The sequence below is a fragment of the Sphingobacterium sp. Mn56C genome (genome assembly GCF_049319645.1).
Taxonomy (GTDB): Bacteria; Bacteroidota; Bacteroidia; order Sphingobacteriales; family Sphingobacteriaceae; genus Sphingobacterium.
The window spans coordinates 1-25,104 of sequence record NZ_JBMOUC010000008.1 but is presented as its reverse complement, the minus strand read 5'-3'; the positions used below and the strand labels follow the sequence as shown (position 1 = coordinate 25,104).

The following is a 25,104-nucleotide window of genomic DNA, read 5'->3' as shown; positions in this document are numbered from 1 at the left end:
ACGATGGGAATTTTCAAATTGATACTTCCGAAAATGGGGGAGAGTGTTTCTGAGGCTACGCTTACAAAATGGGTGAAGGCTATTGGCGACAGTATTGAAGAGGATGATACGGTAGCAGAAATTGCAACGGATAAGGTTGATTCGGAAGTGCCTTCGCCTGTAAGGGGTGTTTTGAAAGAAATATTATTTCAAGAAGGGCAGGTGGCACAGGTGGGTGATGTTATTGCTATACTGGAAGTGCAGGGGGATGCGGATGCTGCTGCTGAAGGCGTGCAGCATGTGGATGTACCCGCAGCGACAGGGGATGCTGTAGCTGAAACTATACCGTCTTTTCCGGGGTTGGACCTGTTGGATAAGGCTAAAGCGGAAAGTGCTACAGAAGGTTTGCACGCTGCAAGTAGGTTCTATTCTCCGTTGGTGAAAAGCATTGCGCAGCAAGAGGGTTTATCGCAACAGGAGTTAGATGGTATGCAGGGGTCAGGTGCTGAGGGGAGAGTTACAAAACAAGATATTTTGGCTTTTATTGCGGCTAAAGGGAAAGGTGTTTCCCAGACGGCAGCAACGGCAGCAACGGCAGCGTCGTCCGTTCCTGCAACTGCGGCCGAGAAATCTGGAACGCTTACTGCACCCGTGCAGCTTGTAAAACGTATGGATGGCGACGAGATTATAGAGATGGATCGTATGCGTAGGCTTATTGCCGATCATATGGTTAGTTCGGTGCATACTTCTCCACATGTGTTTTCGGTTGTAGAGGCTGATGTTACCAATTTGGTAAACTGGCGCAATAAAATAAAAGATAGTTATAAAAAACGGGAAGGTGAGAACATTACCTTTACGCCTTTAATTATTGAAGCTATAAGCAAGGCTTTAAAAGATTTCCCTATGGTGAATGTGTCGATCGATGGGAATCATATTATCAAACGGAAGCATATTAATATTGGAATGGCGGCGGCATTGCCTAGCGGAAACTTAATTGTTCCCGTAATTAAGGATGCGGATCAATTGAGTTTGGTTGGTTTGTGTAAATCGGTTAACGATTTGGCTGTACGTTCACGTGCAAATCAATTAAAACCTGATGATACCCAAGGAGGGACTTTCACGTTTACAAATATTGGTGCGTTTGGAAATATCTTTGGTATGCCTATTATCAATCAACCGCAAGCGGCAATTTTGGCGGTGGGCACCATTACCAAGAAACCTGCCGTTTTGGAAACCGAGGATGGCGATGTTATTGCTATCCGTCATAAGATGTATTTAAGTATGTCGTACGACCACCGTGTTATCGATGGTGCCTTGGGAGGGACTTTCTTAAAGCGTGTGGCTGATTATTTGGAAAATTGGGATAAAGATCGTGTTATCTAAAATGTATTGTACCGCATATAACAATGCCTTCCTAGCTGGGAAGGCATTTTTTTTTGTGCTATATGGGCTTTACAGATGCTATACTTTTTTGCTATATTGACTTTGTTTGCGTTCGTGTACGTATTTATTTTAGTAATATGATTAGGGTATAGTTTATGTATATGGAATCTTTAAAAACATTCTTTCATTTTGCCTTAGACTGGTACTGGCTACCGTTAGTGCTATTGTATGCGGGTGTAATAAGTACGATATTAATTGAAAATCGTAACCCTTCCAAAACGGTAGCCTGGATTTTGGTTATTATATTTTTTCCTATTATTGGATTGTTGTTGTACTACTTTTTTGGTCAGAAGTTTGGCCGCGTAAAAAAGATAAAAAAGATCAATAAAGAACAGACAAAAAGGCTTACCCAGCAATGGGAACAGATGGATGGGATGATGGAGTCTTTTATTGCGGATATTAATACTGAAATTGGCGATCTATCCAAGGTTTTTCGCTTACTGAAAAATCAGCGTTTGTCTTTACCTGCCTTGCAGAATAATGTTAAACTGCTGATTAATGGCGAGCAGAAATTTGCACAAATGTTATCCGATATGGAGCAGGCTCAGTTTGCCATACATATGGAGTATTATATCTTTGAATTAGATACTATTGGTCTTCAGGTGTTAAATCTCTTGGAGCGTAAGGCTGCGGAAGGTGTGGTCGTGCGGCTGATTGTAGATAGTTTTGGCTCGCCGGATATGGTGAAGTATATGCAAAAAACTACCCATAGCCGTATTCAATTTAATGCATTTTTACCAGTTAATTTTACTTCTCTGGCGAACTCGAACTATAGAAACCATCGCAAAATATGTGTTATTGATAACCATATCGGTTTTATTGGGGGTATAAATATATCGGATAAGTACTGCAATGATCCGAAGGTAAAGAATAGGATTTACTGGCGGGATACGGCCTTAAGAATTGAGGGGCTTGCGGTAAGTATGTTGCAGGTAAATTTTTGGAATTCCTGGAACCAAACGGATGGGGAACCTTTTTTGTTGGAAGAGGGGTACTTAAGACAGATTAAAAATAATTCCTGTATAAGGGGCAATGCCGCTGTAGGGTTTGTGTCTAGCGACCCTGCATCTATAGGGCCTTTTAATATGGAAGCGCTACTGATTGCTATCGGTGAGGCTAAACATAGCGTGCAGCTGTGTACACCGTATTATATCCCCAGCGAAGAGTTGGAGCGTGCTTTAATTATTGCGGCTTCGGCAGGGGTAAAGGTGGAGTTAATTATTCCGGCACAGTCGGATTCCTATTTTGTGCAGCATGCTTCCTTTTCTTTTCTGAAACCTTTGCTCGAACGTGGGGTGCATGTTTATCTGTATACCAAAGGGTTTTTACACGCCAAAACAGCCTGTATAGACCATAAACTGACCTTTATCGGTACGGTAAATTTAGATATCCGGAGTTTCTATATTAACTATGAAATTGCCGCTATAGTTTCTGACGCAGCTTTATGTGCCCAAGCAGAGCAACAATTTGAGCTGGATAAAATGTCTGCTGATTGGTTAACCCTTGAGCTGTGGAAGCAGCGTCCACGTTGGAAACGGGGAGTAGATTCTTTATGTCGTTTGTTGGCGCCTTTGTTATAATTTGTTAAATTGATATTTTTATACCTTTATAATTGAATTACATCATAACTTTAAAGCATATTAAGCTATAAATCCCTTTTAAATGAAACAAACACCTGCGATTTTTTTAATCTTCCTGCTGCTATTTACTGTAGGTCCGGTCGTGAAAGGCCAGGAAGTACCTAAAATACCCATTAATACCGTTGTAGAGCGCGTTCAGAAGTATTTTAACGTTTATCCATTGGAGAAGGTGCATATGCATTTTGATAAACCTTACTATGCGGTTGGCGACACGTTATGGTTTAAAACGTATATGCTGCATAATCAGTTGGAGTACGAACCGAGTAAAATCGCTTATGTGGATATTATCAATGGGCGGGATTCTTTAATTCAAACGTTGCGTATTCCGTTGAAAGACAATGGCGGGGAGGGGTATTTTGTGCTGGACCCTCAGGTTATAAAACAAGATAATTACCGCTTTAGAGCTTATACAAAGTATATGATGAACTTTGATATGGCTTATTTCTTTAATAAGGTGGTCACCGTAGGTGATGCTATAAATAAAAAATTGGGTACGGAAATTACTTTTCTTCCCGAGGGGAATAAAACAAAAGCTACTTTACAGTTTCGCGATGCTAAAGGTACCTTGTTGGGGCGCAAGAAGTTAACCTGGGAAACCATCGACGGTTGGGATCCTTTTGATAAGGGGAAGGCTGAAACGGATGATATGGGACGGGTAACGATATCCTTTGCCTCCAAAGATAAAAACCTCCTTAAAAAGGGACGTTTATTGGTGAAATTGGATGGTGACGCGGCTCTTGTAGGCGACTTCCCGCTTAAGGATGCTATTGTAGATGTAGATTTTCAACTTTTCCCCGAAGGGGGCGACCTTATAGCTGCTGTGCCTAAAAAAGTCGCTTTTAAGGCTGTGGGCGCTCATGGTAAGGGGCTTGCCGTAAAAGGTAGAGTTATAGACAGTAAGAAACAACAGGTGGCTGAGTTTGCAGACTTTGGTTTGGGGATGGGCTATTTTGAGTTTACGCCTGTGGCGGGAGAAACTTATAAGGCTGTTGTTACTTTGGCGAATAACCAGGAGCGCACTTTTGATTTCCCTGCCGTGAAAAATGAGGGTTTAAATGTCGTTTCTGTAAAAACCAATGAAGGTTCTATGACGGTTGGTTTAGCAACTAATGATAGTTATTTTTCTACAATTCAAAACCAACCCTTTTACTTATTCGGACAGATGAACGGGCATTTGATTTATGGTGCACAGGTAACCCTTAAATCGCCTAGCTTATCCATTAATATTCCGACAGTAGAGTTGCCGAATGGTATTGTTCAACTTTCGTTGTTAACAGCTCAAGGTAAGGTAATTAGTGAAAGGCTTGTTTTTAATGAGGCTGCTGAGAATTTAAATCTGCAGGTAAAGTCGGATAAGGCAAACTATGGACGAAAAGAGCAGGTGAAGTTGAATCTAGCGAACTTAACTACGGAAAAACTACCGAGTTCGATTTCTATTTCGGTAATTGATGAAGCCAAAGTTCCTTTCGATGATCAGCAGGAAAATGGTATCTTGAGTAGTTTATTGCTTACTTCAGATTTAATCGGATTTATTGAACGGCCAGGATTTTATTTTGATGCGAATGCAAAAAATAGAAAAGAAGCTTTAGATGCGTTGTTAATGACGCAGGGATACCGCCGTTTTGTGTATGAGGACCTTATCGCTGAACAGTATCCTAAACTTAATTTCCTGCCTGAGCAGGCTATAACTTTATCGGGTACGCTACGTTTAAATACTGGGCGCACCTACCCGAACGGAGGGCTGCTATTATCTGTTCCTTCGAGAGGCCTTAGAAAGGATGCATATACGGATAGGGACGGGCGCTTTATTTTTGATAACCTAAGCTTCCCGGATTCATCCAAGGTAACGATTAATGCGCGTAGTAATGATAATTACCGCAATATTGTTATTAATATGGACCAGAGTTTTTATCCTGCTATAGATGAAAATAACCCCTATAAAGCCAACGATGTGCTGAACATCGATAAGGAGATGGTCAGCTATTTAAACAACAGCAAAAATGAGTTCCGTACTTCTATATTAATTGATGAGGTTGCGGTAGTGGCACCACGGAAAGTTCAGCGTACCAGCAAGGAGTTTTCTTCGCTTACCGGTTTATCCATGGCTGAACACCGTATTGAAGGGGAGCGTTTTAGTGGATGTAATGTTTTGACCATGTGTTTAAATACCATCCTGACGGGGGTAACTTACGATGCCCAAACCTTAAAGTATTACCTAACGCGGAGTTATAACCAAGGTAGCCGTGTGCCGGTGCAATTTTTCCTGAACGGAATGCCTATAGATGAAAATGCATTGAACGCTATTGCTCCAGCAGAAATTGAAGCCGTAGAGATTTTTACACGTGATGATTTAGGAACAGTAAGCCGCCTGTATAATAATGATGGTGTGGTGTCTATCATTACAAAGAAGGAGGCGCCAAAGGGACGTCGCATGTCGGCGGCAGAAATCGAAGCCGTTTTACCGAAGACAAATATTATCGATTTTTATCCTTTAGGTTTTATCAAAGAGCGTAAGTTTTATACACCAAAATACGATACCCCACAGACGCGAGGAACAAACGATTACCGTACTACCCTATATTGGAACCCAGATGTAAAACTGGACGAAAAAGGGGAGGCTGTGCTGGATTTCTATAATGGCGATGGTAATGGAAAATATAAAGTTGTGGTTGAGGGCATGGATCTTTCGGGTAAGGTCGGAAGGACGGTGTATTATTACAACGTAAATTAAGATCTAAAAAAAATGGCTATCCTTATGCGATAGCCATTTTTTATGCTAGGAGAGTCCAAAGAGCTTTTTATCGAAAATATTTAGGAACACAGCTATTAGAATAATGATAATCCCAAGCAGGCTCATTGTACTAAAGGTCTCCTGAAAGAAAATATAACCGAAACCTAAGGCATAAACTACACCCAGGTAGTTTAAAGAGGCTACCTTCGCTAAATTGGCCGTTTGATAGGCCAGGGTCATGTAGTATTGAGCGAGCTGCGTAAAAATGCCAATCAGCAAGAGAAAGATCCAGTCTGCACCTATTGGCGTCACCCAATAGAAAATACTGTATATGCCGGCTACCGGAATAGTAAGTAATGGAAAGTAAAATATAATAACCAAGGGATGCTCTGAATTTTTTGTTTTAGCAATCATATTATAGGCCAATCCGGAGAAAAATGCTGCCCCCAAGCCTATAAATATATCCAGCGTACCGATCCGAAAATCAAATCCTTTAAGCAAAACTACCCCGAAAATGGAGAGTAAGAAATAGAAATACTGTACCGGTCTGATCTTTTGCTTGACAATAAATATCCCCAGTATGGCCGTAAAAAACGGGGAGAGATAGTTAATTGTTACCGCCGACGCTAAGGGGATATGTTGAAGGGTATAGAAAGAACCGATAAGGCCTAGACAGCCGGCAATACCCCGCCATAACAGCACCGGCTTATTGTTCCCTAGTGGCGGAATATGCTGTCGGCGTAACATATAGTACGTAACAACAAAACTAAAAACAGAACGGAATAAAACAACTTCCAAAGTGGGCAGATGGGCCACATATTTGACACATACATTCATCACAGCAAAGAATACCCCTGCCAATAACATAAACTGAAAACTCCTGTCGGCCACTATGCTTCTTTATCGTTATTTCTTTTTACCAACACTTCATTTTCAGCATCCACATCAACCTCCATTTCGGTTTGTTTAATGATTACAGCAAAGGAAGCGGGTTGGACGCCTTTACCATACATAATCGCGTACTCCTTGGTAAATTCGGCCCCAAAATACAGTATAGCTGCCGAGTAATATACCCAGGCTAATAAAATAATTATAGAACCAGCAGCGCCATAGGCTGTGGCTGTAGCATTAAAGGAAAGGTACAGGGAGATACCATATTTTCCGATCATAAATAAAATAGCGGTAAAGAGTGAGCCGCCGACAATATCGCGGAAGCGTACCTTAGCATCAGGGAGAAAAGCGAATATAAAAGCGAACAAAAGGGTAATAATTACAAAAGTAATACCGCTGTTTATCCAGGCCCATAGTTCGATATTTAAATGATTTAAAAATCGCTCCATATACTTGGTCAGCATACCGATGACGCTGCTTATTAGTAAGGATGCCATCAGCAGAAAACTAAGTCCTAGAATCATTGAAAATGAAATTAGCCGATTGACAACAAGCTTCACCCAACCTTTTTTTGGTTTTGCCTTGACCTTCCAGATGCTATTGATGGAATTTTGTATATCGACAAATATCGTGGTAGAGGTGATTACTAAGGTAACAATACCAATTACCAAACCTATACTGGACTTATTCTCCAACGAAATTTTCTGTACACTGCTATCCAATAATTTCGCAATATCAGGACCAAAAATATCGTTTAATTCATGTATCACCGTGTCCTGAGCACCGTGGGGTCCCTGTAGCTGGCTTCCATATAAAAAGCCTAGTGCCCAAACGAGAATGATCAGCAATGGGCCGATTGAAAAAACGGTGTAGTAGGCTAAAGAGGCACTTAGCTTCATACAATTGTCTTCGGTAAACCCGTTTACTGTATGGAGTAGTAATTGACCGAAGCCTTTTATTTTTCGGATAAAAGGCTTCGTAGTACTATCTGCTGTATCTGTTTTACGCTTATTCTGCATATATATCCTGAATAATCTGATCGAACTTTTGTAATAATACCTTACGTTTCAGGGAAAGTTTAGGGGTAAGTTCGCCATTATCTATCGTCCATTCCTTCGGTAGTAAGACAAATTTCTTTACCATTTCCCAATGCCCAAAGTTAGCATTTGCTTTGTCTATTTCCTGCTGGTATTTAGCGATAATTTGTTTATTTTTTAGAATAGCCTCTCTTGATTCAAATGGAATGCCTTTATGGGCACAATATTTTTCTAACTCTTCGAATGCCGGAACGATGAGTGCCGATGGAAAACGTTGATTTTCGCCCAATACCATTACCTGTGCGATTAACGTAGATTCCATAAGCTTATTTTCCAATACCTGCGGTGCTACATACTTGCCACCGGCAGTTTTGAACATTTCTTTTTTTCGGTCTGTAATACGCAGGAATCCATCCGCTGTGAGTTCGCCAATATCGCCCGTATGGAAAAAACCCGCGCTGTCGATAGACTTTTTTGTTTCCTCCTCATTTTTATAGTAGCCTTTGGTTATTGATGGTCCCTTCACCAAAATTTCGCCATCCTCCGCAATTTTAACGGTTAGGTTCTTTAATACCCGACCTACGGTTCCAAATTTAACATCCGAATCTTTCCAGGAGTTTACCGCAATAACCGGGGAAGTTTCGGTAAGTCCGTACCCCTCCAGTACCCGGATATCGGCAGCCCAAAATACGCGTGATAGCCGTTCTTGCAATGCGGCACCTCCGGAAATAATAAACTGTATATTTCCGCCTAAAGCCTCCCGCCATTTCGAAAAGATAAGCTTTCGGGCAATGCTTAGCTTAATGTTATAGAATAAACCATTTTTTTGAGGCTCCTGGTATTTATGCCCCAGGTCTACCGCCCAGAAAAATAGCGATTTCTTAATGCCACTAAGGGCTTTGCCCTTTTCGATAACCTTGTCATATACCTTCTCCAGTACACGCGGTACTGTGGTAAACACTTGCGGTTTTACAGCATTAATATCGACAACTATATTATTTAAATCTTCAGCGTAATAAATATGCGCATTTTTCGAAAAATACAGATATACCACCATGCGTTCAAAGATATGGCTTAACGGGAGGAAACTCAGCGTGCGCTCGAGTTCGTCTTTCATCAGGTGTCCCGATGCTTCTACATTGCTCAGCAGGTTTAAATGCGTTAAATAAACCCCTTTAGGCTTGCCTGTGGTGCCTGACGTATAAATCAAGGTTAACAGGTCTTCCGGCTGTATCGCGTCGTTAAACGGCTTTAAATTAATTTCCAGGTGGCTTCCTTGTTGGATGAGGTCTTCCATATGTTTATAATTGTCGACTTTATCCAGTGTATACACATCTATTTTCAGGTTATTTTCTTTCAAGGCCTCCTCAATTTTTGCTGTCAGGTCGGCATTGCTTACAAAAACAAGCTTCGCATCAGCATCATTCAGAATATAGGAAAGGTCTTGTGCACTAAGTGTGGGGTAAAGCGGAACCAGTGCAATGCCCAATTGATTACAGGCAAAATCGACAAAATTCCACTCCGGGCGATTTCCAGACATTAAGGCAACACGGTCTCCTTTCGCTAAACCCAAAGCAAGCAAACTTTTGCTCAGGTTGTCTACGATATCAATAACTTCTTCTTTATGGTATTCTTTCCAGCCATTCGACTGTCTTTTCGCTAATAGCAGTTTTCGACCATGGGTGGAGTCGTTGTGCTTTAAGTAATCAAATATTCTCGTTGCATTACTCATAAATAATATATTTTAGTTCACAAATGGTATTTCGCTGCGTATGAAATAAATATACTAAAATATTAGCAAATTTTTCTAAAAATGAACTGCTGTATTTCGGCCCTCCTATACCTAAACGGATTTTTGTACGTTTACAATGTAATTTATAGTATTTTTGAACTTTACCGTAACAGTTTAAGTATGAAATTTTATTTACAAAGTATCTTTTTAGTATTGATGTTTGTATTTCTAGGAAAGAACACATTCGCACAATTAACATCCGAACATGCCATCGGCGCGCGCTTTGGCTCGGCCACAGGTTTAAATTACCGGTATACCCTAGCACCAGACCGTGCAGTTGAGGGTATTCTCAGTATTCAGAGTAATTCGAAGTCCAGCAGGTTTCGTGTCGTAGGTTTATACGAATTCCACAAACCTATTTCTGGTGATTTTTCGTGGTATTATGGTTTTGGTGGTAGCTTAGGGAGTTATAAATACAAAGCATTTACCGACGCTACAGGAAAATATTACCCCTCAAAATCTGAATTTGCTTTAAGTTTAGATGGTATTATTGGTGTAGAATATAATATTCCGACATCGCCATTGGCGATATCTTTGGATGTGAAACCTTACATTGATATTTTACAAGAGTCGTCCATCCGATTGATCGATCCCTTCGGCTTTTCTATCCGTTATAAGTTTTAAGCAGCACAAAACTTTATAGGCTACGATAGCGTAGCAAAAAAAATAGCCCAGCTGAAACAACTGGGCTATTTTAGTAAATAGTAAATTCAAAAAAAAATCTTCTAGCAGTACTCGTCGAAAGCGGCAACCAAGTTGTCTGCAATCATTTGTGCCGGGCGACCTTCAATCATATGTCTTTCGATCATATGTACCAATTTACCATCTTTAAATAATGCCATAGATGGCGACGATGGTGGGTAAGGCAACATTAAAGCCCGAGCCTGATCTACAGCCTCTTTTTCCATGCCAGCGAAAACCGTAACTAACTTATCCGGATGTTTTTCATTCTTAACAGCCGCTTTAGCTGCAGGTCTTGCATTCGCAGCTGCACATCCACATACCGAATTGACAACGACGAAAACAGTACCTTCCGAAGGGATAACTGCATTCACCTCATCAACAGTTTTTAATTCTTGGAAGCCTGCGTCTACTAATTCCTGACGCATTGGCGCAACTAAATATTCTGGATACATAATACTTTTCTTTATTGTTTAGGCAAATATAATTCAATAATCGGGGATAGTCAAGTTTCTATCCTCAGGATAATGTCAGAAATAGAATTAAAAAAAAGATTATCCTTTTGAATTGCACTGACAATCAGTTAATTTTGAGTATTAACAATAAACTTACTAACCGTTATGTCATCATTAGAAACGCACTTTGTGCCGTATAAAGTAGAAGATCTATCTTTGGCCGATTGGGGTCGAAAAGAAATTGAATTAGCAGAAGCTGAAATGCCAGGGCTTATGAGTTTGCGCAAGGAATTTGGCCCTTCCCAACCCTTAAAAGGGGCGCGTATTGCAGGCTGTTTGCACATGACCATACAAACGGCGGTGCTTATAGAAACGCTGGTAGCCTTAGGGGCAGAAGTATCCTGGTCGTCCTGTAACATCTTTTCTACGCAAAATCATGCTGCCGCTGCCATTGCTGCGGCTGGAATATCGGTATATGCCTGGAAAGGGTTGAGTGAGGCGGATTTTGATTGGTGTATTGAACAGACCTTATTTTTTGGTGAAGACCGTCGTCCTTTAAATATGATCCTCGACGATGGGGGCGACCTTACCAATATGGTGTTTGATAAGTATCCGGAATTAATTGCCGGAATACGCGGGTTATCCGAAGAGACCACCACCGGAGTACATCGCCTTAATGAGCGCTATAAAAATGGCACTTTATACCTACCTGCTATCAACGTAAATGATTCCGTTACCAAATCAAAGTTCGATAATAAATACGGCTGCAGGGAGTCGTTGGTGGATGCTATCCGTAGGGCCACCGACCTAATGCTAGCCGGTAAAGTGGCTGTGGTTGCCGGATATGGCGATGTAGGCAAAGGCTCGGCCGAATCATTACGTTCTGCTGGGGTTCGCGTGATTGTTACGGAGATAGATCCTATTTGTGCGCTGCAGGCCGCCATGGAGGGCTATGAGGTTAAAAAGATGGATGACGCCATTAAAGAGGCGAATATTGTGGTCACGACCACCGGAAATAAAGATATTGTTCGGCCAGCACACTTCTTGGCGATGAAAGATAAAACCGTAGTCTGCAATATTGGGCACTTCGACAATGAAATTGATGTCGCCTGGCTAAATAACAACTACGGAAACAGTAAAATTGAAATTAAGCCACAGGTAGATAAATATACCCTCAATGGGAAGGATATCATTCTTTTGGCTGAAGGGCGTTTAGTAAATTTAGGTTGCGCAACGGGGCACCCCTCATTCGTAATGTCTAACTCCTTCACCAACCAAACATTGGCACAGCTGGAATTATGGACCAATACAGAGCAATATGAAAAGAAGGTATACACCTTGCCAAAACACCTGGACGAAAAAGTTGCCCGTTTACATTTAGCGCATATCGGTGTGGAATTGGACGTCTTATCGGATGAGCAGGCAGCTTATATTGGCGTTGGTGTGGAAGGCCCTTATAAACCTGAAACCTATAGGTACTAACAGCGTATAAAATATAACCAGAATAGGTAGAAAGGTAAACCTTATTTTTAGGTATACCTTTCTACCTATTTTGTTTTATAATAGCCAGCCCATTTTTTAAGCGTTCCTCCCCAAGACCGGAAACAATAGCATAATTTGCATGTAAGGCCTGAAGCTCCTTTTGCCATACCTCAAAAAAATACCCCCTTTCATTTGGAAAATCCCGCAAGGGATCATCCTGCCAAGGCAAATCGATATCCATTAAAAGGTAAAGATCGTAGGGTCTATGCTGAATTTCATGGCGTACCACTGCTGGAGTATGCTGGAATAGATAATCGCACCATATTTTGACCGTTAATAGGGTTGTATCGCAGATGAGTAGGTTATTCTTTACCTGACTTAACATCGCATCTTCTAAGGCGATCTGTCCGTAAAACATATTAGTTTCGTCGGCAAGGGTGTATTGATTATTTAAACCCTGGCAGTAATAGCGGGCATATTCTGGAACACATAAGGTATCCAATTGCTGGGCTAGGTACTGGGCCATTGTCGATTTACCCGTAGATTCTGGCCCTACGACAGCAATTTTCGTTATCTTTTTTTCCATGGTATGCATCCTTATTGTTAGGGCACAATATTACTGAAAATTTAAATAGCTTTTGCGCCAGTCTTTATATCCCTGATAGGCGATAAAGGCAAATGCTACATACAAAATTGCTGTTAAGTACAAACCTTTATGGTAGTATAAGGGAATATAACAGATATTTACCCCTAACCACAGTAACCAATTTTGAAGTACTTTTCGGCTCATCAAGAATTGGGCCACCAAGCTTCCGGCTGTGCAGAATCCATCTGCATAGGGAACATCCGTATCGGTTTTCTGTAAGAGTAAACTTATCAGGGTCCCTAATACGGCAATGCAGCTCAATGTCCATACAACTTGTACAACATTTAAGGACAGCACAGGGCGGCTAAGCGGTTTGTCGGCTCTCGCCTCCAGGCGACTCCAGTAATACCAGCCGTAAATTGCTGTACTTATAAAATAGAGCTGTAGAACGGCGTCGCCATACAGTTTATTCTGGTAAAAGATATACAGGTATATGGATACGGAAATAATACTTATTGGCCAATTGAGGATGTTCTGCTTGCTGGCCAAGAAAACGCAAAGGAAACCAGTGATAGTAGCGACCCACTCCAAAATACTGGTCTGTAAAAAATGTTGGTATAGAGATAAGAGAATATCGTACATACTTCAATTGCTAAAGCAACTAAAGATACAGTTATTCTGCCTTTTTAAAGACTGCTAAAGCCTTTTATTGTACAATTTTATTGGCACAATTGGTGCTAGCAAAAGATTCGGGTTTTGCTTTAAAAACAAATCCCATCCCCAAGATATAGCCCATAGCTTCCTTTAAAGCCACATTAGATTCGAAGTTCGGGTTGGTGTTTATATCGGCATGAACTTCTAAGTCCACTTCATAAAGGTCTAATATGGGGCACAGTAGGTAGGCAATATCGATAGACTTTTGCACTTCAACGAGCATACGCTCTTTGATGGTCATCTTATGACCGCTGCGGTCTTTGTGTATAAACATAAAACCACCTTTATGTTCGCGAAGGAATACGATGACGGTAGCGAACTCAATCATACCGCGTTTTACTTGAGAATCAGTTCCTATAAAAACTTTGAGTTTATTGCCTAATTCTTTCTCTCTAATAATAGTCGTTTCAACTGCATGTTGAATCGGTAGGCGTAGGTATTCGCCATTGTATTTTTGCCAATCCATAATATATATTTATGTTTCTTAAATTTAAATTTATAGTGTTCATTTTCTGTTAATTATATTTTATTATTTCGTTATGTCAGGAAGACGAAGGGGAGGGATACCCCTCCCGTAATTCCGTTATTTCCGTTAATACGGTTACTTCTATTAATGCGGCTAATGCTCTTTGGTGCCGTAGGCCAGGTCTCCGGCATCCCCTAAACCTGGAACAATATAACTTTTGCTGGTGAGCTCATGATCCACATCTCCAGCCCAGATCTGTGCATTAGGAATAAATGCCCGCACATGTTGTATACCTTCATCACTAGCAATAACTGTCGCTATATGCAGCTCTTTAATGGCATATTCGGCCAGTAGCTCTTTACAACAAAGAACCAAACTCTTTCCCGTTGCAAGCATGGTATCGCAAACAATAACTATTCTACCATCCAGGTTAGGTGTATTTTGATATTTTTTTTGTATTTCAAACTCCCCACTTTTTTTGGTATGTCTGTATGCGGCTAAAAATCCCGATTCGGCATGGTCAAAAACATTCAGGAAACCCTGATGAAAAGGAAGTCCGGCCCGTATAATGGTTAATAACACCGGCTGCTCACTTATAGTTTGCATTTGCGCAATGCCAAGTGGTGTTTCTATTTCTTGTAAGGTATAATTTAGGGTTTTACTAATCTCATAAGCCATAATTTCTCCAATACGTTCAATGTTTCTACGGAACCGTAAACGATCTTTTTGGATTTCGACATCACGTAGTTCGGCTATAAAATTATTCGCAACACTATTGCGCTTTGTTAGGATATCTATCATGGCTTTCTTTTTGTGCAGCAATTTACTAAAAAAATAGCATTTGGTTCCATTCAATTCATTGGGAATGTTTTAGTTTAAAGAAAAATAATTACCTTTGTGTTATTATTAACTTGGGTTATATATGATGAAAAGATTTTATGCGGTTTTGTGGGTCCTATTGGCGTTAATGCAAGCATGTGCTCCAGAGGATAATGGTAATGATCTGGATACACCGGATACTTCATTGACCGGAACCTATGTGCTCGATAAAAAAGCGACCATTGAATACGATGCTTCGGGAAAGGTTATCGATGAAATTGTAGACCGTACCTTTAAGGGAAGTTTGTCTGTCAAAGGGGGGGCTACACATGTTATCAAATACACAGGCGGTGGAAAAACCTTAGACGCTTCGGGTACTATAGATGCGGCCAGCAAAACCTTTATCATAAACCTACCCACAGAAAGATTATACTGGGCGTATTACAGGAAAGACAATAATTTGGTATTGGTAATCGATGATGCGAAATTCTTTAAAGATGTTTTATATTTTCGGAAAAATTAATGCCTAAGTATTGTGGCAAAAATACCCGCTAAAATCCGTACATTTACGTATAGATTTTCAAGGATTTTACATGAAATTTGAGCTTACATCTGAATATCAGCCTACAGGCGATCAGCCACAGGCGATTAAAGAATTGGTGGCAGGGGTAAATCAAGGGGAAGCCTACCAGACGTTGTTGGGCGTTACAGGGTCGGGAAAAACCTTTACCGTTGCTAATCTAATTCAGCAGACACAAAAACCTACTTTAATATTAAGCCATAATAAAACCTTGGCGGCACAGCTGTATGGCGAATTTAAGCAGTTTTTTCCGAATAACTCGGTAAACTATTTTGTGTCGTACTACGATTATTACCAGCCTGAGGCTTTTATTGCGTCGACAAATACGTATATCGAGAAGGATCTTGCCATCAATGAGGAGATTGAAAAACTTCGTTTAGCCAGTACCTCTGCCTTGATGTCGGGCCGTAGGGATGTTATTGTTGTTTCTTCAGTATCCTGTATTTACGGTATGGGAAACCCGGAGGATTTCTCGCGGTCGATATTTCGATTTTCAGTGGGTACAAGGATTACAAGAAATGCCTTCTTACATAAGCTGGTTGAGATATTGTATGCACGAACAACAACCGAATTTAAACGCGGTACATTTCGTGTTAAAGGCGATACGGTGGATATTTACCCGGCGTATATGGATACCGCCTATCGGGTATCTTTCTTTGGTGATGATATCGATGAACTAAGCGAAATAGACCCTGTTTCTGGAAAGACTATTATAAAACACGAAACGCTTTCCTTATTTCCGGCAAATCTTTTTGTGACCCCAAAAGATAAATTTACCAAGACCATATGGCAGATTCAGGACGAATTGGAACAGCGTAGAATGCAGTTGGAAGAGGAGGGTAAATTGCTGGAAGCGAAACGTTTGGAAGAGCGTGTGAACTATGATTTGGAGATGATGCGCGAGTTGGGTTACTGCTCTGGAATAGAAAACTATTCCCGCTTTTTCGACGGCAGGGAACCAGGAATGCGCCCATTCTGTTTGTTGGATTATTTTCCGTCGGATTATCTTTTGGTGATCGATGAGAGCCATGTTACCTTGCCGCAGTTGCGTGCGATGTATGGTGGAGACCGCTCGCGGAAGATCTCTTTGGTAGAGCATGGCTTTCGCCTGCCTGCAGCATTGGATAATAGACCGCTTAATTTTCCCGAGTTTGAATCGCTGACGAACCAAACGGTTTATGTGTCGGCCACGCCGGGCGACTATGAGCTGCAGCAAACCGAGGGTGTTGTGGTGGAACAGGTGATCCGTCCGACAGGATTGCTGGATCCTATTATTGAGGTACGCCCGGCAGTAAATCAGGTCGATGATTTCCTGGAGGAGGTTGCGAAGACAATTAAAGAAGGGGGCCGTATTTTGGCAACGACCTTAACCAAACGTATGGCCGAGGAGCTTACAAAATACATGAGCCGCTTAAATATTAAGGTGCGTTATATACACTCGGAGGTTAAGACCTTGGAAAGGGTAGAGATATTGCGCGGGTTGCGGTTAGGGGAGTTTGATGTGCTGGTGGGGGTCAATTTATTGCGGGAAGGGTTAGACCTTCCTGAGGTTACCCTGGTAGCTATCCTCGATGCCGATAAAGAAGGTTTTTTGCGTTCAGAGCGCTCCCTGATACAGACAATCGGTCGTGCTGCGCGTAACGATAAGGGGAGGGTGATTATGTATGCCGATAGTATTACAGGAAGTATGCAGGTTACGATTGATGAAACCAACCGCCGTCGAGAGAAGCAAATTGCGTATAACCAGGAGCATGGCATTATACCGCGTACCGTAGGGAAATCACGCGAGGAGATCTTGGAGCAGACCTCTGTTGCCGATTATATTGGTGGTGAAAACAAGGCTTATGTAGAACCGGATCCTGCCGCAGTAGTGGCTGCTGATCCTTTGATTGCTTATATGAGTGAAAAAGATCTTCAAAAAGCCATTGATACCGTACGTAAGCGAATGGATAAAGCAGCCAAGGATATGGACTTCCTGGAAGCAGCAAAACTCCGTGACGAGATGTTTGCTTTAGAAAATTCGTTTAAAGAGAAATTTGGTAGTTAGCATGTCGTTTTTATCTTAACAGTGCTGATAGCAATTAGCAATAAAACAAAAAAGACTACGCCCTTTGTGCCGTAGTCTTTTTTGTTTTATTGCTGCGCTAGCAGGCCTCTATTTTTCGCTAGTTTAAACTGTTCTGTATGCCAGAGAATTTAATAATCTTACCAATAAACCATTAAAATATTATTTTTTCAACAAAACTTGTTTTAAATTTATCTTTTTCAAAAAATGCTGCCTATTTTGTTAAAAAATTATAAATGAAAAAGCCTGTTCTAGTTATTAAGTTTGGTTCTGCATCGGTTACTTCAAAGGGAGAAATCGATGAGCGTATTATTTTAGAGATTGCACGACAGGTCGCTAGTTTGCAAGCTACGTACAATATTGTACTGGTATCGTCTGGTGCCGTTGCTGCGGGGAAAAAGTTTATACCCAAATATAAGGGTACCCTACAAGAACGTAAAGCTGCTGCTGCAGTGGGCAACCCCTTGCTGGTACGTACCTACGGTACCTATTTTAAGCCCTTTAAAATTGCACTCGCGCAGAGCCTATGCGAGCGTCATCATTTTGCCAATAGAGATCAGTTTCTACAGTTAAAAAGTACGTACGAAACCTTATGGCGCAATAATATTATCCCTATTGCGAATGAAAATGATGTGGTCAGCAATAAGGAATTAAAGTTTTCCGATAACGACGAGCTGGCCACCTTAATTGCTGCTGGCTTTGGTGCAGAACGTTTGTTGCTGTGTACTTCTGTACCCGGGGTATTGGATGCCGATGGTGCTGTAATTCCGGAGATTAAAGTTATTGATAAGTCCACCCTATCTTTAGCGCATAAAGAAAAATCTGCCGTAGGACTGGGAGGCATGACCTCGAAACTGAATTTTGCACGCTTGGCTACGCAAATGGGAATAAAGGTTGTCATTTTTAGTATGCATATAGATGATGCTATTTTAAAAGCTGTACAGGATAAAACAGGCACCATATGTTTGCCGGTACAAAAAAAGGTGTCGTCCAAACATAAGTGGTTGGCTAGTGGTAGCCTTATTAAAGGTCTGGTACAGGTGGATAATGGTGCTATGGAGGCATTAAAACGAAGGAAGAGTTTATTGGCAGTAGGTGTGAATAAGGTTATAGAAGGGTTCGAAACAGGGGAGGTTTTCCATATTGCCGATGAGTTTGGTATTATTCAGGCCGTTGCCAAGTCAAAGGTAGATTCGACCGTTTTAATCGCCCATAAAAAAACAAAAAATGTAGAACTCGCACATGCAGATGATATTGTGTTATTATAATATAGGATGGAAAGTATAAAACAACAATTGGTACAGGCTAGAGCTGCTAAAGCCGCTTTGTCGCAACTGAAGATTTCACAAAAGCAGGAGATATTACAGGAGCTTGCTGCGCAACTCCGTGCGCATATAGCAGAGATTCTGGCAGCAAATCAGCAGGACCTTAATCGTATGGATCGCGATGATCCAAAGTATGACCGTTTGCTACTTACTGCCGATCGGATAGTAGGATTAGCCCAAAGCTTGGAATCCGTGGCCTTATTACCCGATCCAACGGGACAGCTATTGCTTAGCAGGGTATTGCCGAACGGTTTAAAGGTCGAAAAAAAAACCGTTGCACTCGGTGTGGTGGGCGTAATTTATGAATCTAGGCCTAATGTTACGATCGATGTCGTGGCCCTATGCCTGCAATCGGGAAATGTTTGTTTGCTGCGTGGTGGTTCCGATGCATGGTACACCAATAGTTTTTTGGTTTCTCTTATCCATCAAGTATTGAACAAATTTAAGGTCGATAAACATGTGGTTCAACTGCTCCCTACGGATCGTAAATTTGTTCAGGAGCTGCTTACTGCAAAAGCCTATGTAGATATTCTTATTCCACGTGGATCTCAGTCGCTTATAGATTTTGTACGTACGCATGCTACGGTTCCTGTTATTGAAACCGGTGCTGGTGTATGTCATACCTATGTCGACGAAACTGCCGATCTGGATGTGGCGGCAAATATCGTGGCGAATGCTAAAATTTCAAGACCTTCGGTATGCAACGCTTTAGATACGGTGCTGGTCGATAATGCGGTTGCGGCAGCGTTTATAGAAAAACTTATACCGCATTTTCGTGCTGCTGAAGTGGAAGTTTTTGCGGCCGAATCCTGTTATCCTTTTTTCGCGGAACAGCATTATCCGTATTTAAAAAAGGCGCAATTGTCGGATTTTGGCAGGGAGTTTTTAGATCTGAAATGCTCGATACGTACCGTAAGCGGACTGGATGAGGCTTTGGCACATATTGCGGAGTATTCTTCGAAGCATTCGGAGTGTATTGTGTCGGAAAATGAGGCACATATCGGCACCTTTATGCATGCAGTAGATGCTGCTGCGGTATATGCAAATGCTTCCACACGTTTTACCGATGGAGGCGAGTTTGGTTTAGGCGCAGAGATCGGTATATCCACACAGAAGTTGCATGCCCGCGGACCTTTTGCCTTAGAAAAACTCGTGACCGAAAAATGGTTTGTAAGCGGTAATGGCCAGGTAAGAATGTAAAGTTTAGACTTTAGGTTTAATGGCTCATATGTATAAAAATATAGATGAACTGATTAAGAATTGCTGTACCTTCGTTTTTTAGTGATTTAAAGATTTAGTTATTTAGCTCTTCAGCATATCTACCGGGTTAGCTATGCGGAGGATTTTTACTTTTTAATATGAATTCATTATGGGCATACGTTACGAAAAAGATACCATACTAAATTGGGTGAATGAAATGGGCAAATTCCTGCGCTTATTGGTCGAAAAATGGGAGGGTTTAGCACAAGTTGGCGAGAGCGAAAACAAACAGGATCAAACAGCAGAGGCAGGCTACAAGGAGTTTTTTGGGGAGGATAAAACCTTTTTTGCTACAGTGAGTGAGGCCGAATTAATGGCCTTTTTACAAGGCTTAGATCCTAAACAGATTCGCCCATTGGCCTTAGTATTGATGTACGATGGTTTTTTAAATCAAGATCCAGAGCTGCTAAAAAGGGCTAAATTTGTTTTCGATGCCAATAGCCGTCTGTCGGGTGCGTTTTCTTTTGAAGATTATAAACACCTAGCCGCCATAACTGCAGCATTAAAACAATAAGCTAGAACCGTGGTATTCTATGTAATACCCAAAGCTAAAGTCCGGTAAATTTCGAAACCGGACTTTATATTTTTTATAGCCCTATACGCAGGCAAGGCTTATTTTAAGATTTCGCGTGCTATAACCAACCGTTGAATTTCGGAGGTTCCTTCGTAAATTTGTGTAATCTTAGCATCGCGCATTAACCGCTCTACATGATATTCTTTAACGTAGCCATATCCGCCATGGATTTGAACAGCTTCTATGCTGTGTTTCATCGCTACCTCCGAGGCATGAAGTTTTGCTACCGCTGCCTCTTTGCTATACGGTAGTCCTTGATCCTTTGTCCAGGCAGCTTTATACGTCAATAGACGCGAAGCCTCAATATCGACTTCCATATCCGCAAGTTTGAATTGTATAGCCTGATGGCTGCTGATGGGTTTACCAAAGGTCTTGCGTGCTTTAGCATACGATTTGGCCAAGTCGTAGGCACCGGCAGCAATACCTAAGGCTTGCGCAGCAATGCCAATACGGCCGCCATCGAGTGTCTTCATGGCAAAGGTAAAGCCAAAGCCATCCTCGCCAATACGGTTCTCTTTCGGCACCCGAACATCCGAGAAAAGCAACGAATGGGTATCTGAGCTACGAATACCTAATTTATTTTCTTTAGGACCAATGGTAAACCCGGGAACACCTTTTTCCACGATAAGCACATTTATACCCTTATGCCCTAATTCGGGGTGTGTTTGCGCGATAACGAGGTATACATCTGCATGGCCTCCATTGGTAATCCAGTTTTTGGTGCCGTTGAGCAGGTAATAATCCCCTTTATCCGCAGCGAGGGTATGCTGCGAGGACGCATCAGATCCAGCTTCGGGTTCAGAAAGTGCAAAAGCGCCTAACTTTTCGCCGGTAGCTAAAGGAATAAGGTATTTTTGTTTTTGTGCTTCGGTTCCATATGCGTTTAACCCCCATAATACCAGAGAATTATGGGCCGACATAATGACGGCTGCTGAAGCATCAATTTTGGCAATTTCCTCCAAGGCCAGCACATAAGCCAGCGTATCCATGCCCGCACCACCATAGGCCTCCGGAACCATCAGCCCCATAAACCCTAATTCACCCATGGCTTTGACTGCAGCATAGGGGAATAGTGCTGCTTCGTCTCGCTCTATTACACCGGTTTTTAAGCCCTGCGCAAACTCACGCGCAGCCTCGCGGATCATTTTGTGTTCTTCTGAAAGTTCGAAATACATAATATATCGTTTATAGTTAGCGGTTTACCAAATATACAAAATACTATGTTAGCATACTAAATTTTTATTTTTATAAAAACATGACTTAAAAAATGTTTGCATATGTCAAATACACTACTATATTTGTAGATATTATCGAATTAGAAAATTTAAACTTATAAAAGATATGGGATTACGTTTAGGTGATGAAGCTCCAAATTTTCAGGCAAAGACCTCGATTGGAGATATTGATTTTCATGATTACATAAATAATAGCTGGGCTGTATTGTATTCACATCCTGCAGACTTTACGCCGGTATGTACTACCGAATTGGGGCGTACAGCGCAACTTAAGGGCGAATTTGAGAAACGTAATGTAAAGGTTCTGGCGTTAAGTGTGGATGCGGTTGAAGAACATTTAAAATGGATCCAAGATATTAATGAAACACAGCATACATCGGTAGATTTCCCTATTATTGCAGATCAAGACCGTAAGGTTGCTGAATTATACGATATGATCCATCCGAATGCTTCTGCTACGGCTACCGTGCGTTCCGTTTTTGTTATCGGACCCGATAAAAAGGTGAAACTCACGCTTACATACCCTGCTTCGACCGGGCGTAATTTTTATGAAATTCTACGGGTTATAGATTCCTTGCAGTTAACTGCTGAATATTCTGTAGCAACACCAGCAGATTGGAAAGATGGAGAGGATGTTATTGTTGTTCCAGCGATTAAAACCGAGGATATACCGGCTAAATTTCCAAAAGGCTTTACAGAGGTAAAACCTTACTTACGCACGACACCACAACCCAATAAATAAAAAAATCAAAGCATTTTAAGGCTACAGTGCCTTCAGGAAGACTGTCTATACATATAGACGGTCTTTTTATTTTTGCCTTTCCGTTTATACCTGGAAGGCGAGAAAGATTGGGAGGAGCGAGGGCAGGTGCAGGTGCGGCGAGGGTAAGGCAATAATTCGTTTAGTGCGGATTGCTATTTTCTTTAAATAAATTTTTCTTCTTCCGCAGGATGTACGATATCAATAAAGCTGTAATAAAAATAATAACGAGCTCGACTAAAAAAGAGGAGATACTAAATTCTTGCTGTCCTTTACGCGTTAGGTAAAAAAAAGAATGGGTGACGATGGTCAAGAATAAAAATATAAAAAAGTAAATCCAGAATGTTCTCATTGCTTTATTTAACCTAAGATATTAAATAGTTATAAATGAGCCAAATTTGAGACGAACTTAATACAAACTATTTTAAAGTAACCTGTAAAATATGTTTTTTACCTATTAAAACAAAGGAGCGGCCATCCTTTGTGCCGCTCCTTTTTGTTGAATGTAACAGAAACCTGTTAATAAACCTTAACAATATAAATGTAATCCTGTAATTTTTTTATTTGTTCGGTGCGTGGTAAATGGAGCAATGAATTTTTATTATTCAATACTATATTACCTTTTAAAGCCGTCTCAGGTATCCGGTTTAATGCTTCCATTAGCTCCTTGGTTTTAATAGCGAAGGCTGCTCCGTCAATACCTTTTTGTTTACCCGATATAATACCGATGATATTACCCTGGCTATCTAATACAGGGCCACCACTATTTCCAGGGTTTACGGGTACCGAAATCTGATAGGCTATGGTATCACCACCATAACCGGTATGCGAACTTAAGTAACCCTGTCCGTATACAGCCTCGTCTCGAGGGAAGCCCAGGGTAAAGATATCTTCACCCAATTCAGAGCTTTGCTTTTTAAAGGTATAAGGAATGGATTTAACAGCCTTAAAGTTGGGATCCTCAATATGTAGTATGGCGAGATCTTTCTGTGCGTCTGTATAGATTATTTGCGCTTTATAGGCTGTTCCTTTTACGTTCTGTAGATGTACCGAGTCGGCACCATTTACGACATGGTAATTGGTCACTACATAACCATCTTTGGTAAGCATAAATCCAGTTGCACCAAAATGTATAGGTGCCGTGCTTTTATGTTTATCGTTATTGATACTTTGAATAGCGCGGTTTTGTTCTGTCACATTTTTTTTCACCGTATTCATCTCCCTACGAAGCGCACTATAGTCGGAGGTTGCCTTTTTTATATTCGTAAAATAACCGGTAAGCCATAAGGTGGAGAATACCGATAACAACGCTACTGCCGCCGCCACACCGGCATTAATTTCTAATTTATTCCAGAAGGATTGGATCTTTGTGCCAAAGGACGACCCGGCGACTAATTTTGTTTTAGCAGCTTCCTGCTGTAGAGCCGATTTAAAGGCATTCCGTTTTTCGGCCAGCTTTAGTTCTTCTAAAAACGCTTGATGCGCCTCAAACAGCTGCTTATACTCTTCAGATTCCTGACAAAAGTTTTCAAAGGCTACGGCATCGTTCCTATCGAGTTCACCTCTCAGGTATTGATCTGCCCAATTTATGAAATCATGTCTTTGCATTCCACCCATTACCGTATATAATTTTAAATTTTTGTACTAAAAAATAACTTTTTAAGTCTTTGCAGGCACTTGTACTTTTGTGTTTTTGCATTATCGGCATTTGTATAGCCAAATTTGTCGCTTATTTCCTGCATGGAGAGGTTCGTGATATAGAAATCCTGCAACAGGGTTTTACAAGGTTCGCCCAAATTTGTTAATGCCAGGTTCATTTGCTCAAATTTAAGCTCCACCTCTTCATGAACAATTAAGTCGTCTTCCACCTGAAGGATATCTTCGTAATCGGAAATATCGAACGTGGCTGCTGTACTTCCCCTACGGGTGAGCTGTTTTAGCCATAACCTTCTGCATATCGCATATAAAAATGTACTGAGTTTACTGCTTAACTCAAACTTTTGCTGAGTAATTTTATCATATAATACCATAACGGCCTCCTGAAAGATATCTTTTGCAGCTTCCTCTGAGCCATTGTTATTTACGATCATACGCGCTATAGGAGGGAAGTAAACTTTATAGAGCTTATTTATAGCACTATTATCTCCTATAGCCAAACCTTCAATAATAGCCTGTTCAGAGATTTCGTTTGGTAATATTTGCTTTATCTTACTCACTTATTAATACCTTAAAATTCAAATAGTAACCCTTGCTAATTAAAAATTAATATAAGAAAAATTACCGAGTCAAACGTAATAGAATTTTTTATTATATAATAATTTATTTATCCACTGCTTAGCAGCGCTTGCGGAGCACCTTTGTTTGTATTTAACGCCTGTTAAGGTTGTTTATTCACTTTTTAAATACATAAAGCTGGCATGCTTAAAAATATCGGGGGAAGGGGAGGTCGCAATAGGGGTATACCATAAAAAAAAGGTCACCTTAATTAAGGTGACCTTTTCTTTGTAAACTTAGCGGTCTGGACGGGACTCGAACCCGCGACCCCATGCGTGACAGGCATGTATTCTAACCAGCTGAACTACCAGACCT

22 protein-coding genes and 1 tRNA gene are annotated in these 25,104 nt (G+C 41.0%); 11 read left to right on the top strand and 12 right to left on the bottom strand.

Annotation, left to right across the window (positions count from 1 at the left end):
- The first annotated feature begins 3 nt into the window (after positions 1-3).
- From ACL9RF_RS15950 to ACL9RF_RS15940, 3 genes are all read left to right on the top strand, one after another.
- Positions 4-1,362 carry a dihydrolipoamide acetyltransferase family protein gene (locus tag ACL9RF_RS15950; RefSeq protein WP_422801634.1) on the top strand — a complete coding sequence of 453 codons (1,359 nt, stop codon included), beginning with the start codon at positions 4-6 and terminating at the stop codon, positions 1,360-1,362.
- A 161-nt stretch (positions 1,363-1,523) separates the two neighbouring features.
- Positions 1,524-3,002: a cardiolipin synthase gene (cls, locus tag ACL9RF_RS15945; protein ID WP_422801633.1), complete on the top strand. Its 1,479-nt coding sequence runs from the start codon at positions 1,524-1,526 to the stop codon at positions 3,000-3,002.
- A gap of 82 nt (positions 3,003-3,084) precedes the next feature.
- Positions 3,085-5,793, top strand: a complete 2,709-nt coding sequence (locus tag ACL9RF_RS15940; protein WP_422801632.1) for a carboxypeptidase regulatory-like domain-containing protein — start codon at positions 3,085-3,087, stop codon at positions 5,791-5,793.
- Between the two features lie 45 nt (positions 5,794-5,838).
- Here the strand turns inward: ACL9RF_RS15940 and ACL9RF_RS15935 are convergent, their stop codons facing one another.
- Genes ACL9RF_RS15935 through ACL9RF_RS15925 form a run of 3 tightly spaced genes read right to left on the bottom strand, consistent with a single transcriptional unit; the run spans position 5,839 to position 9,453 of the window.
- Positions 5,839-6,684, bottom strand: a complete 846-nt coding sequence (locus ACL9RF_RS15935; RefSeq protein WP_422801631.1) for a DMT family transporter — start codon at positions 6,682-6,684, stop codon at positions 5,839-5,841.
- On the bottom strand, positions 6,684-7,703 hold the full coding sequence (locus ACL9RF_RS15930; protein WP_422801630.1) for a YihY/virulence factor BrkB family protein: 1,020 nt from the start codon (positions 7,701-7,703) through the stop codon (positions 6,684-6,686). Before ACL9RF_RS15930 ends, ACL9RF_RS15935 begins: the two co-directional genes overlap by 1 nt.
- On the bottom strand, positions 7,693-9,453 hold the full coding sequence (locus tag ACL9RF_RS15925) for an AMP-dependent synthetase/ligase (RefSeq protein ID WP_422801629.1): 1,761 nt from the start codon (positions 9,451-9,453) through the stop codon (positions 7,693-7,695). The genes ACL9RF_RS15930 and ACL9RF_RS15925 overlap by 11 nt, the downstream gene beginning before the upstream one ends.
- 180 nt (positions 9,454-9,633) lie before the next feature.
- Here ACL9RF_RS15925 and ACL9RF_RS15920 point away from each other — a divergent pair, with 180 nt between their 5' ends.
- Positions 9,634-10,137 (top strand): hypothetical protein, encoded by a 504-nt coding sequence (locus ACL9RF_RS15920; protein ID WP_422801628.1) that lies wholly within the window; start codon positions 9,634-9,636, stop codon positions 10,135-10,137.
- Positions 10,138-10,238: 101 nt separating this feature from the next.
- Here ACL9RF_RS15920 and ACL9RF_RS15915 read toward each other — a convergent pair whose 3' ends face one another.
- Positions 10,239-10,649, bottom strand: coding sequence for a BrxA/BrxB family bacilliredoxin (locus ACL9RF_RS15915; RefSeq protein WP_422801627.1), 411 nt, complete (start codon positions 10,647-10,649; stop codon positions 10,239-10,241).
- A gap of 165 nt (positions 10,650-10,814) precedes the next feature.
- Here ACL9RF_RS15915 and ahcY point away from each other — a divergent pair, with 165 nt between their 5' ends.
- Positions 10,815-12,131 (top strand): adenosylhomocysteinase, encoded by a 1,317-nt coding sequence (gene ahcY, locus ACL9RF_RS15910; RefSeq protein ID WP_422801626.1) that lies wholly within the window; start codon positions 10,815-10,817, stop codon positions 12,129-12,131.
- Between the two features lie 61 nt (positions 12,132-12,192).
- Here ahcY and ACL9RF_RS15905 read toward each other — a convergent pair whose 3' ends face one another.
- From ACL9RF_RS15905 to upp, 4 genes are all read right to left on the bottom strand, one after another.
- Positions 12,193-12,717 carry an AAA family ATPase gene (locus tag ACL9RF_RS15905; protein ID WP_422801625.1) on the bottom strand — a complete coding sequence of 175 codons (525 nt, stop codon included), beginning with the start codon at positions 12,715-12,717 and terminating at the stop codon, positions 12,193-12,195.
- Positions 12,718-12,747: 30 nt separating this feature from the next.
- Positions 12,748-13,359, bottom strand: coding sequence for a nicotinamide riboside transporter PnuC (gene pnuC / locus ACL9RF_RS15900; protein WP_422801624.1), 612 nt, complete (start codon positions 13,357-13,359; stop codon positions 12,748-12,750).
- A gap of 64 nt (positions 13,360-13,423) precedes the next feature.
- Positions 13,424-13,897 carry a ribonuclease H-like YkuK family protein gene (locus ACL9RF_RS15895; protein WP_422801623.1) on the bottom strand — a complete coding sequence of 158 codons (474 nt, stop codon included), beginning with the start codon at positions 13,895-13,897 and terminating at the stop codon, positions 13,424-13,426.
- A gap of 153 nt (positions 13,898-14,050) precedes the next feature.
- Positions 14,051-14,698, bottom strand: a complete 648-nt coding sequence (upp, locus tag ACL9RF_RS15890) for a uracil phosphoribosyltransferase (RefSeq protein ID WP_422801622.1) — start codon at positions 14,696-14,698, stop codon at positions 14,051-14,053.
- A 121-nt stretch (positions 14,699-14,819) separates the two neighbouring features.
- Here upp and ACL9RF_RS15885 point away from each other — a divergent pair, with 121 nt between their 5' ends.
- The 5 genes from ACL9RF_RS15885 to ACL9RF_RS15865 all read left to right on the top strand — a co-directional run bounded on the left by ACL9RF_RS15885 (position 14,820) and on the right by ACL9RF_RS15865 (position 20,460).
- Positions 14,820-15,239 carry a hypothetical protein gene (locus ACL9RF_RS15885; protein ID WP_422801621.1) on the top strand — a complete coding sequence of 140 codons (420 nt, stop codon included), beginning with the start codon at positions 14,820-14,822 and terminating at the stop codon, positions 15,237-15,239.
- A 70-nt stretch (positions 15,240-15,309) separates the two neighbouring features.
- Positions 15,310-17,343, top strand: coding sequence for an excinuclease ABC subunit UvrB (gene uvrB, locus ACL9RF_RS15880; RefSeq protein ID WP_422801620.1), 2,034 nt, complete (start codon positions 15,310-15,312; stop codon positions 17,341-17,343).
- 254 nt (positions 17,344-17,597) lie between these two features.
- The gene (gene proB, locus ACL9RF_RS15875; protein ID WP_422801619.1) at positions 17,598-18,629 is read left to right on the top strand and encodes a glutamate 5-kinase; all 1,032 of its coding nucleotides are present in this window, start codon (positions 17,598-17,600) and stop codon (positions 18,627-18,629) included.
- A gap of 6 nt (positions 18,630-18,635) precedes the next feature.
- Entirely contained in the window at positions 18,636-19,886 is a 1,251-nt protein-coding gene (locus ACL9RF_RS15870) for a glutamate-5-semialdehyde dehydrogenase (RefSeq protein ID WP_422801618.1), read from the top strand.
- A 169-nt stretch (positions 19,887-20,055) separates the two neighbouring features.
- On the top strand, positions 20,056-20,460 hold the full coding sequence (locus ACL9RF_RS15865; RefSeq protein WP_422801617.1) for a hypothetical protein: 405 nt from the start codon (positions 20,056-20,058) through the stop codon (positions 20,458-20,460).
- 98 nt (positions 20,461-20,558) lie between these two features.
- Here ACL9RF_RS15865 and ACL9RF_RS15860 read toward each other — a convergent pair whose 3' ends face one another.
- Complete coding sequence (locus ACL9RF_RS15860) at positions 20,559-21,695, bottom strand: acyl-CoA dehydrogenase (protein ID WP_422801616.1); 1,137 nt, start codon at positions 21,693-21,695, stop codon at positions 20,559-20,561.
- A 166-nt stretch (positions 21,696-21,861) separates the two neighbouring features.
- Between ACL9RF_RS15860 and ACL9RF_RS15855 the strand changes: the two genes are divergently transcribed.
- Positions 21,862-22,497, top strand: coding sequence for a peroxiredoxin (locus ACL9RF_RS15855; RefSeq protein ID WP_422801615.1), 636 nt, complete (start codon positions 21,862-21,864; stop codon positions 22,495-22,497).
- Positions 22,498-23,034: 537 nt separating this feature from the next.
- On the opposite strand, the gene ACL9RF_RS15850 is transcribed toward ACL9RF_RS15855, so the two are convergent.
- From ACL9RF_RS15850 to ACL9RF_RS15840, 3 genes are all read right to left on the bottom strand, one after another.
- Positions 23,035-24,132 carry a S1C family serine protease gene (locus tag ACL9RF_RS15850; RefSeq protein WP_422801614.1) on the bottom strand — a complete coding sequence of 366 codons (1,098 nt, stop codon included), beginning with the start codon at positions 24,130-24,132 and terminating at the stop codon, positions 23,035-23,037.
- A 14-nt stretch (positions 24,133-24,146) separates the two neighbouring features.
- Complete coding sequence (locus ACL9RF_RS15845) at positions 24,147-24,731, bottom strand: RNA polymerase sigma factor (RefSeq protein ID WP_422801613.1); 585 nt, start codon at positions 24,729-24,731, stop codon at positions 24,147-24,149.
- A 298-nt stretch (positions 24,732-25,029) separates the two neighbouring features.
- Positions 25,030-25,103: transfer RNA gene (locus ACL9RF_RS15840), tRNA-Asp, on the bottom strand.
- Between the last annotated feature and the right edge of the window lies 1 nt (position 25,104).

Excerpts from the sequence above, each read along its gene's own strand:
- ACL9RF_RS15950 (WP_422801634.1), top strand. The coding sequence starts at position 4 with ATGGGAATTTTCAAATTGATACTTCCGAAAATGGGGGAGAGTGTTTCT.
- cls (WP_422801633.1), top strand. The coding sequence starts at position 1,524 with ATGGAATCTTTAAAAACATTCTTTCATTTTGCCTTAGACTGGTACTGG.
- ACL9RF_RS15940 (WP_422801632.1), top strand. The coding sequence starts at position 3,085 with ATGAAACAAACACCTGCGATTTTTTTAATCTTCCTGCTGCTATTTACT.
- ACL9RF_RS15930 (WP_422801630.1), bottom strand. The coding sequence starts at position 7,703 with ATGCAGAATAAGCGTAAAACAGATACAGCAGATAGTACTACGAAGCCT.
- ACL9RF_RS15925 (WP_422801629.1), bottom strand. The coding sequence starts at position 9,453 with ATGAGTAATGCAACGAGAATATTTGATTACTTAAAGCACAACGACTCC.
- ACL9RF_RS15920 (WP_422801628.1), top strand. The coding sequence starts at position 9,634 with ATGAAATTTTATTTACAAAGTATCTTTTTAGTATTGATGTTTGTATTT.
- ACL9RF_RS15915 (WP_422801627.1), bottom strand. The coding sequence starts at position 10,649 with ATGTATCCAGAATATTTAGTTGCGCCAATGCGTCAGGAATTAGTAGAC.
- ahcY (WP_422801626.1), top strand. The coding sequence starts at position 10,815 with ATGTCATCATTAGAAACGCACTTTGTGCCGTATAAAGTAGAAGATCTA.
- ACL9RF_RS15905 (WP_422801625.1), bottom strand. The coding sequence starts at position 12,717 with ATGGAAAAAAAGATAACGAAAATTGCTGTCGTAGGGCCAGAATCTACG.
- pnuC (WP_422801624.1), bottom strand. The coding sequence starts at position 13,359 with ATGTACGATATTCTCTTATCTCTATACCAACATTTTTTACAGACCAGT.
- ACL9RF_RS15895 (WP_422801623.1), bottom strand. The coding sequence starts at position 13,897 with ATGGATTGGCAAAAATACAATGGCGAATACCTACGCCTACCGATTCAA.
- upp (WP_422801622.1), bottom strand. The coding sequence starts at position 14,698 with ATGATAGATATCCTAACAAAGCGCAATAGTGTTGCGAATAATTTTATA.
- ACL9RF_RS15885 (WP_422801621.1), top strand. The coding sequence starts at position 14,820 with ATGATGAAAAGATTTTATGCGGTTTTGTGGGTCCTATTGGCGTTAATG.
- uvrB (WP_422801620.1), top strand. The coding sequence starts at position 15,310 with ATGAAATTTGAGCTTACATCTGAATATCAGCCTACAGGCGATCAGCCA.
- proB (WP_422801619.1), top strand. The coding sequence starts at position 17,598 with ATGAAAAAGCCTGTTCTAGTTATTAAGTTTGGTTCTGCATCGGTTACT.
- ACL9RF_RS15870 (WP_422801618.1), top strand. The coding sequence starts at position 18,636 with ATGGAAAGTATAAAACAACAATTGGTACAGGCTAGAGCTGCTAAAGCC.
- ACL9RF_RS15865 (WP_422801617.1), top strand. The coding sequence starts at position 20,056 with ATGGGCATACGTTACGAAAAAGATACCATACTAAATTGGGTGAATGAA.
- ACL9RF_RS15860 (WP_422801616.1), bottom strand. The coding sequence starts at position 21,695 with ATGTATTTCGAACTTTCAGAAGAACACAAAATGATCCGCGAGGCTGCG.
- ACL9RF_RS15855 (WP_422801615.1), top strand. The coding sequence starts at position 21,862 with ATGGGATTACGTTTAGGTGATGAAGCTCCAAATTTTCAGGCAAAGACC.
- ACL9RF_RS15850 (WP_422801614.1), bottom strand. The coding sequence starts at position 24,132 with ATGGGTGGAATGCAAAGACATGATTTCATAAATTGGGCAGATCAATAC.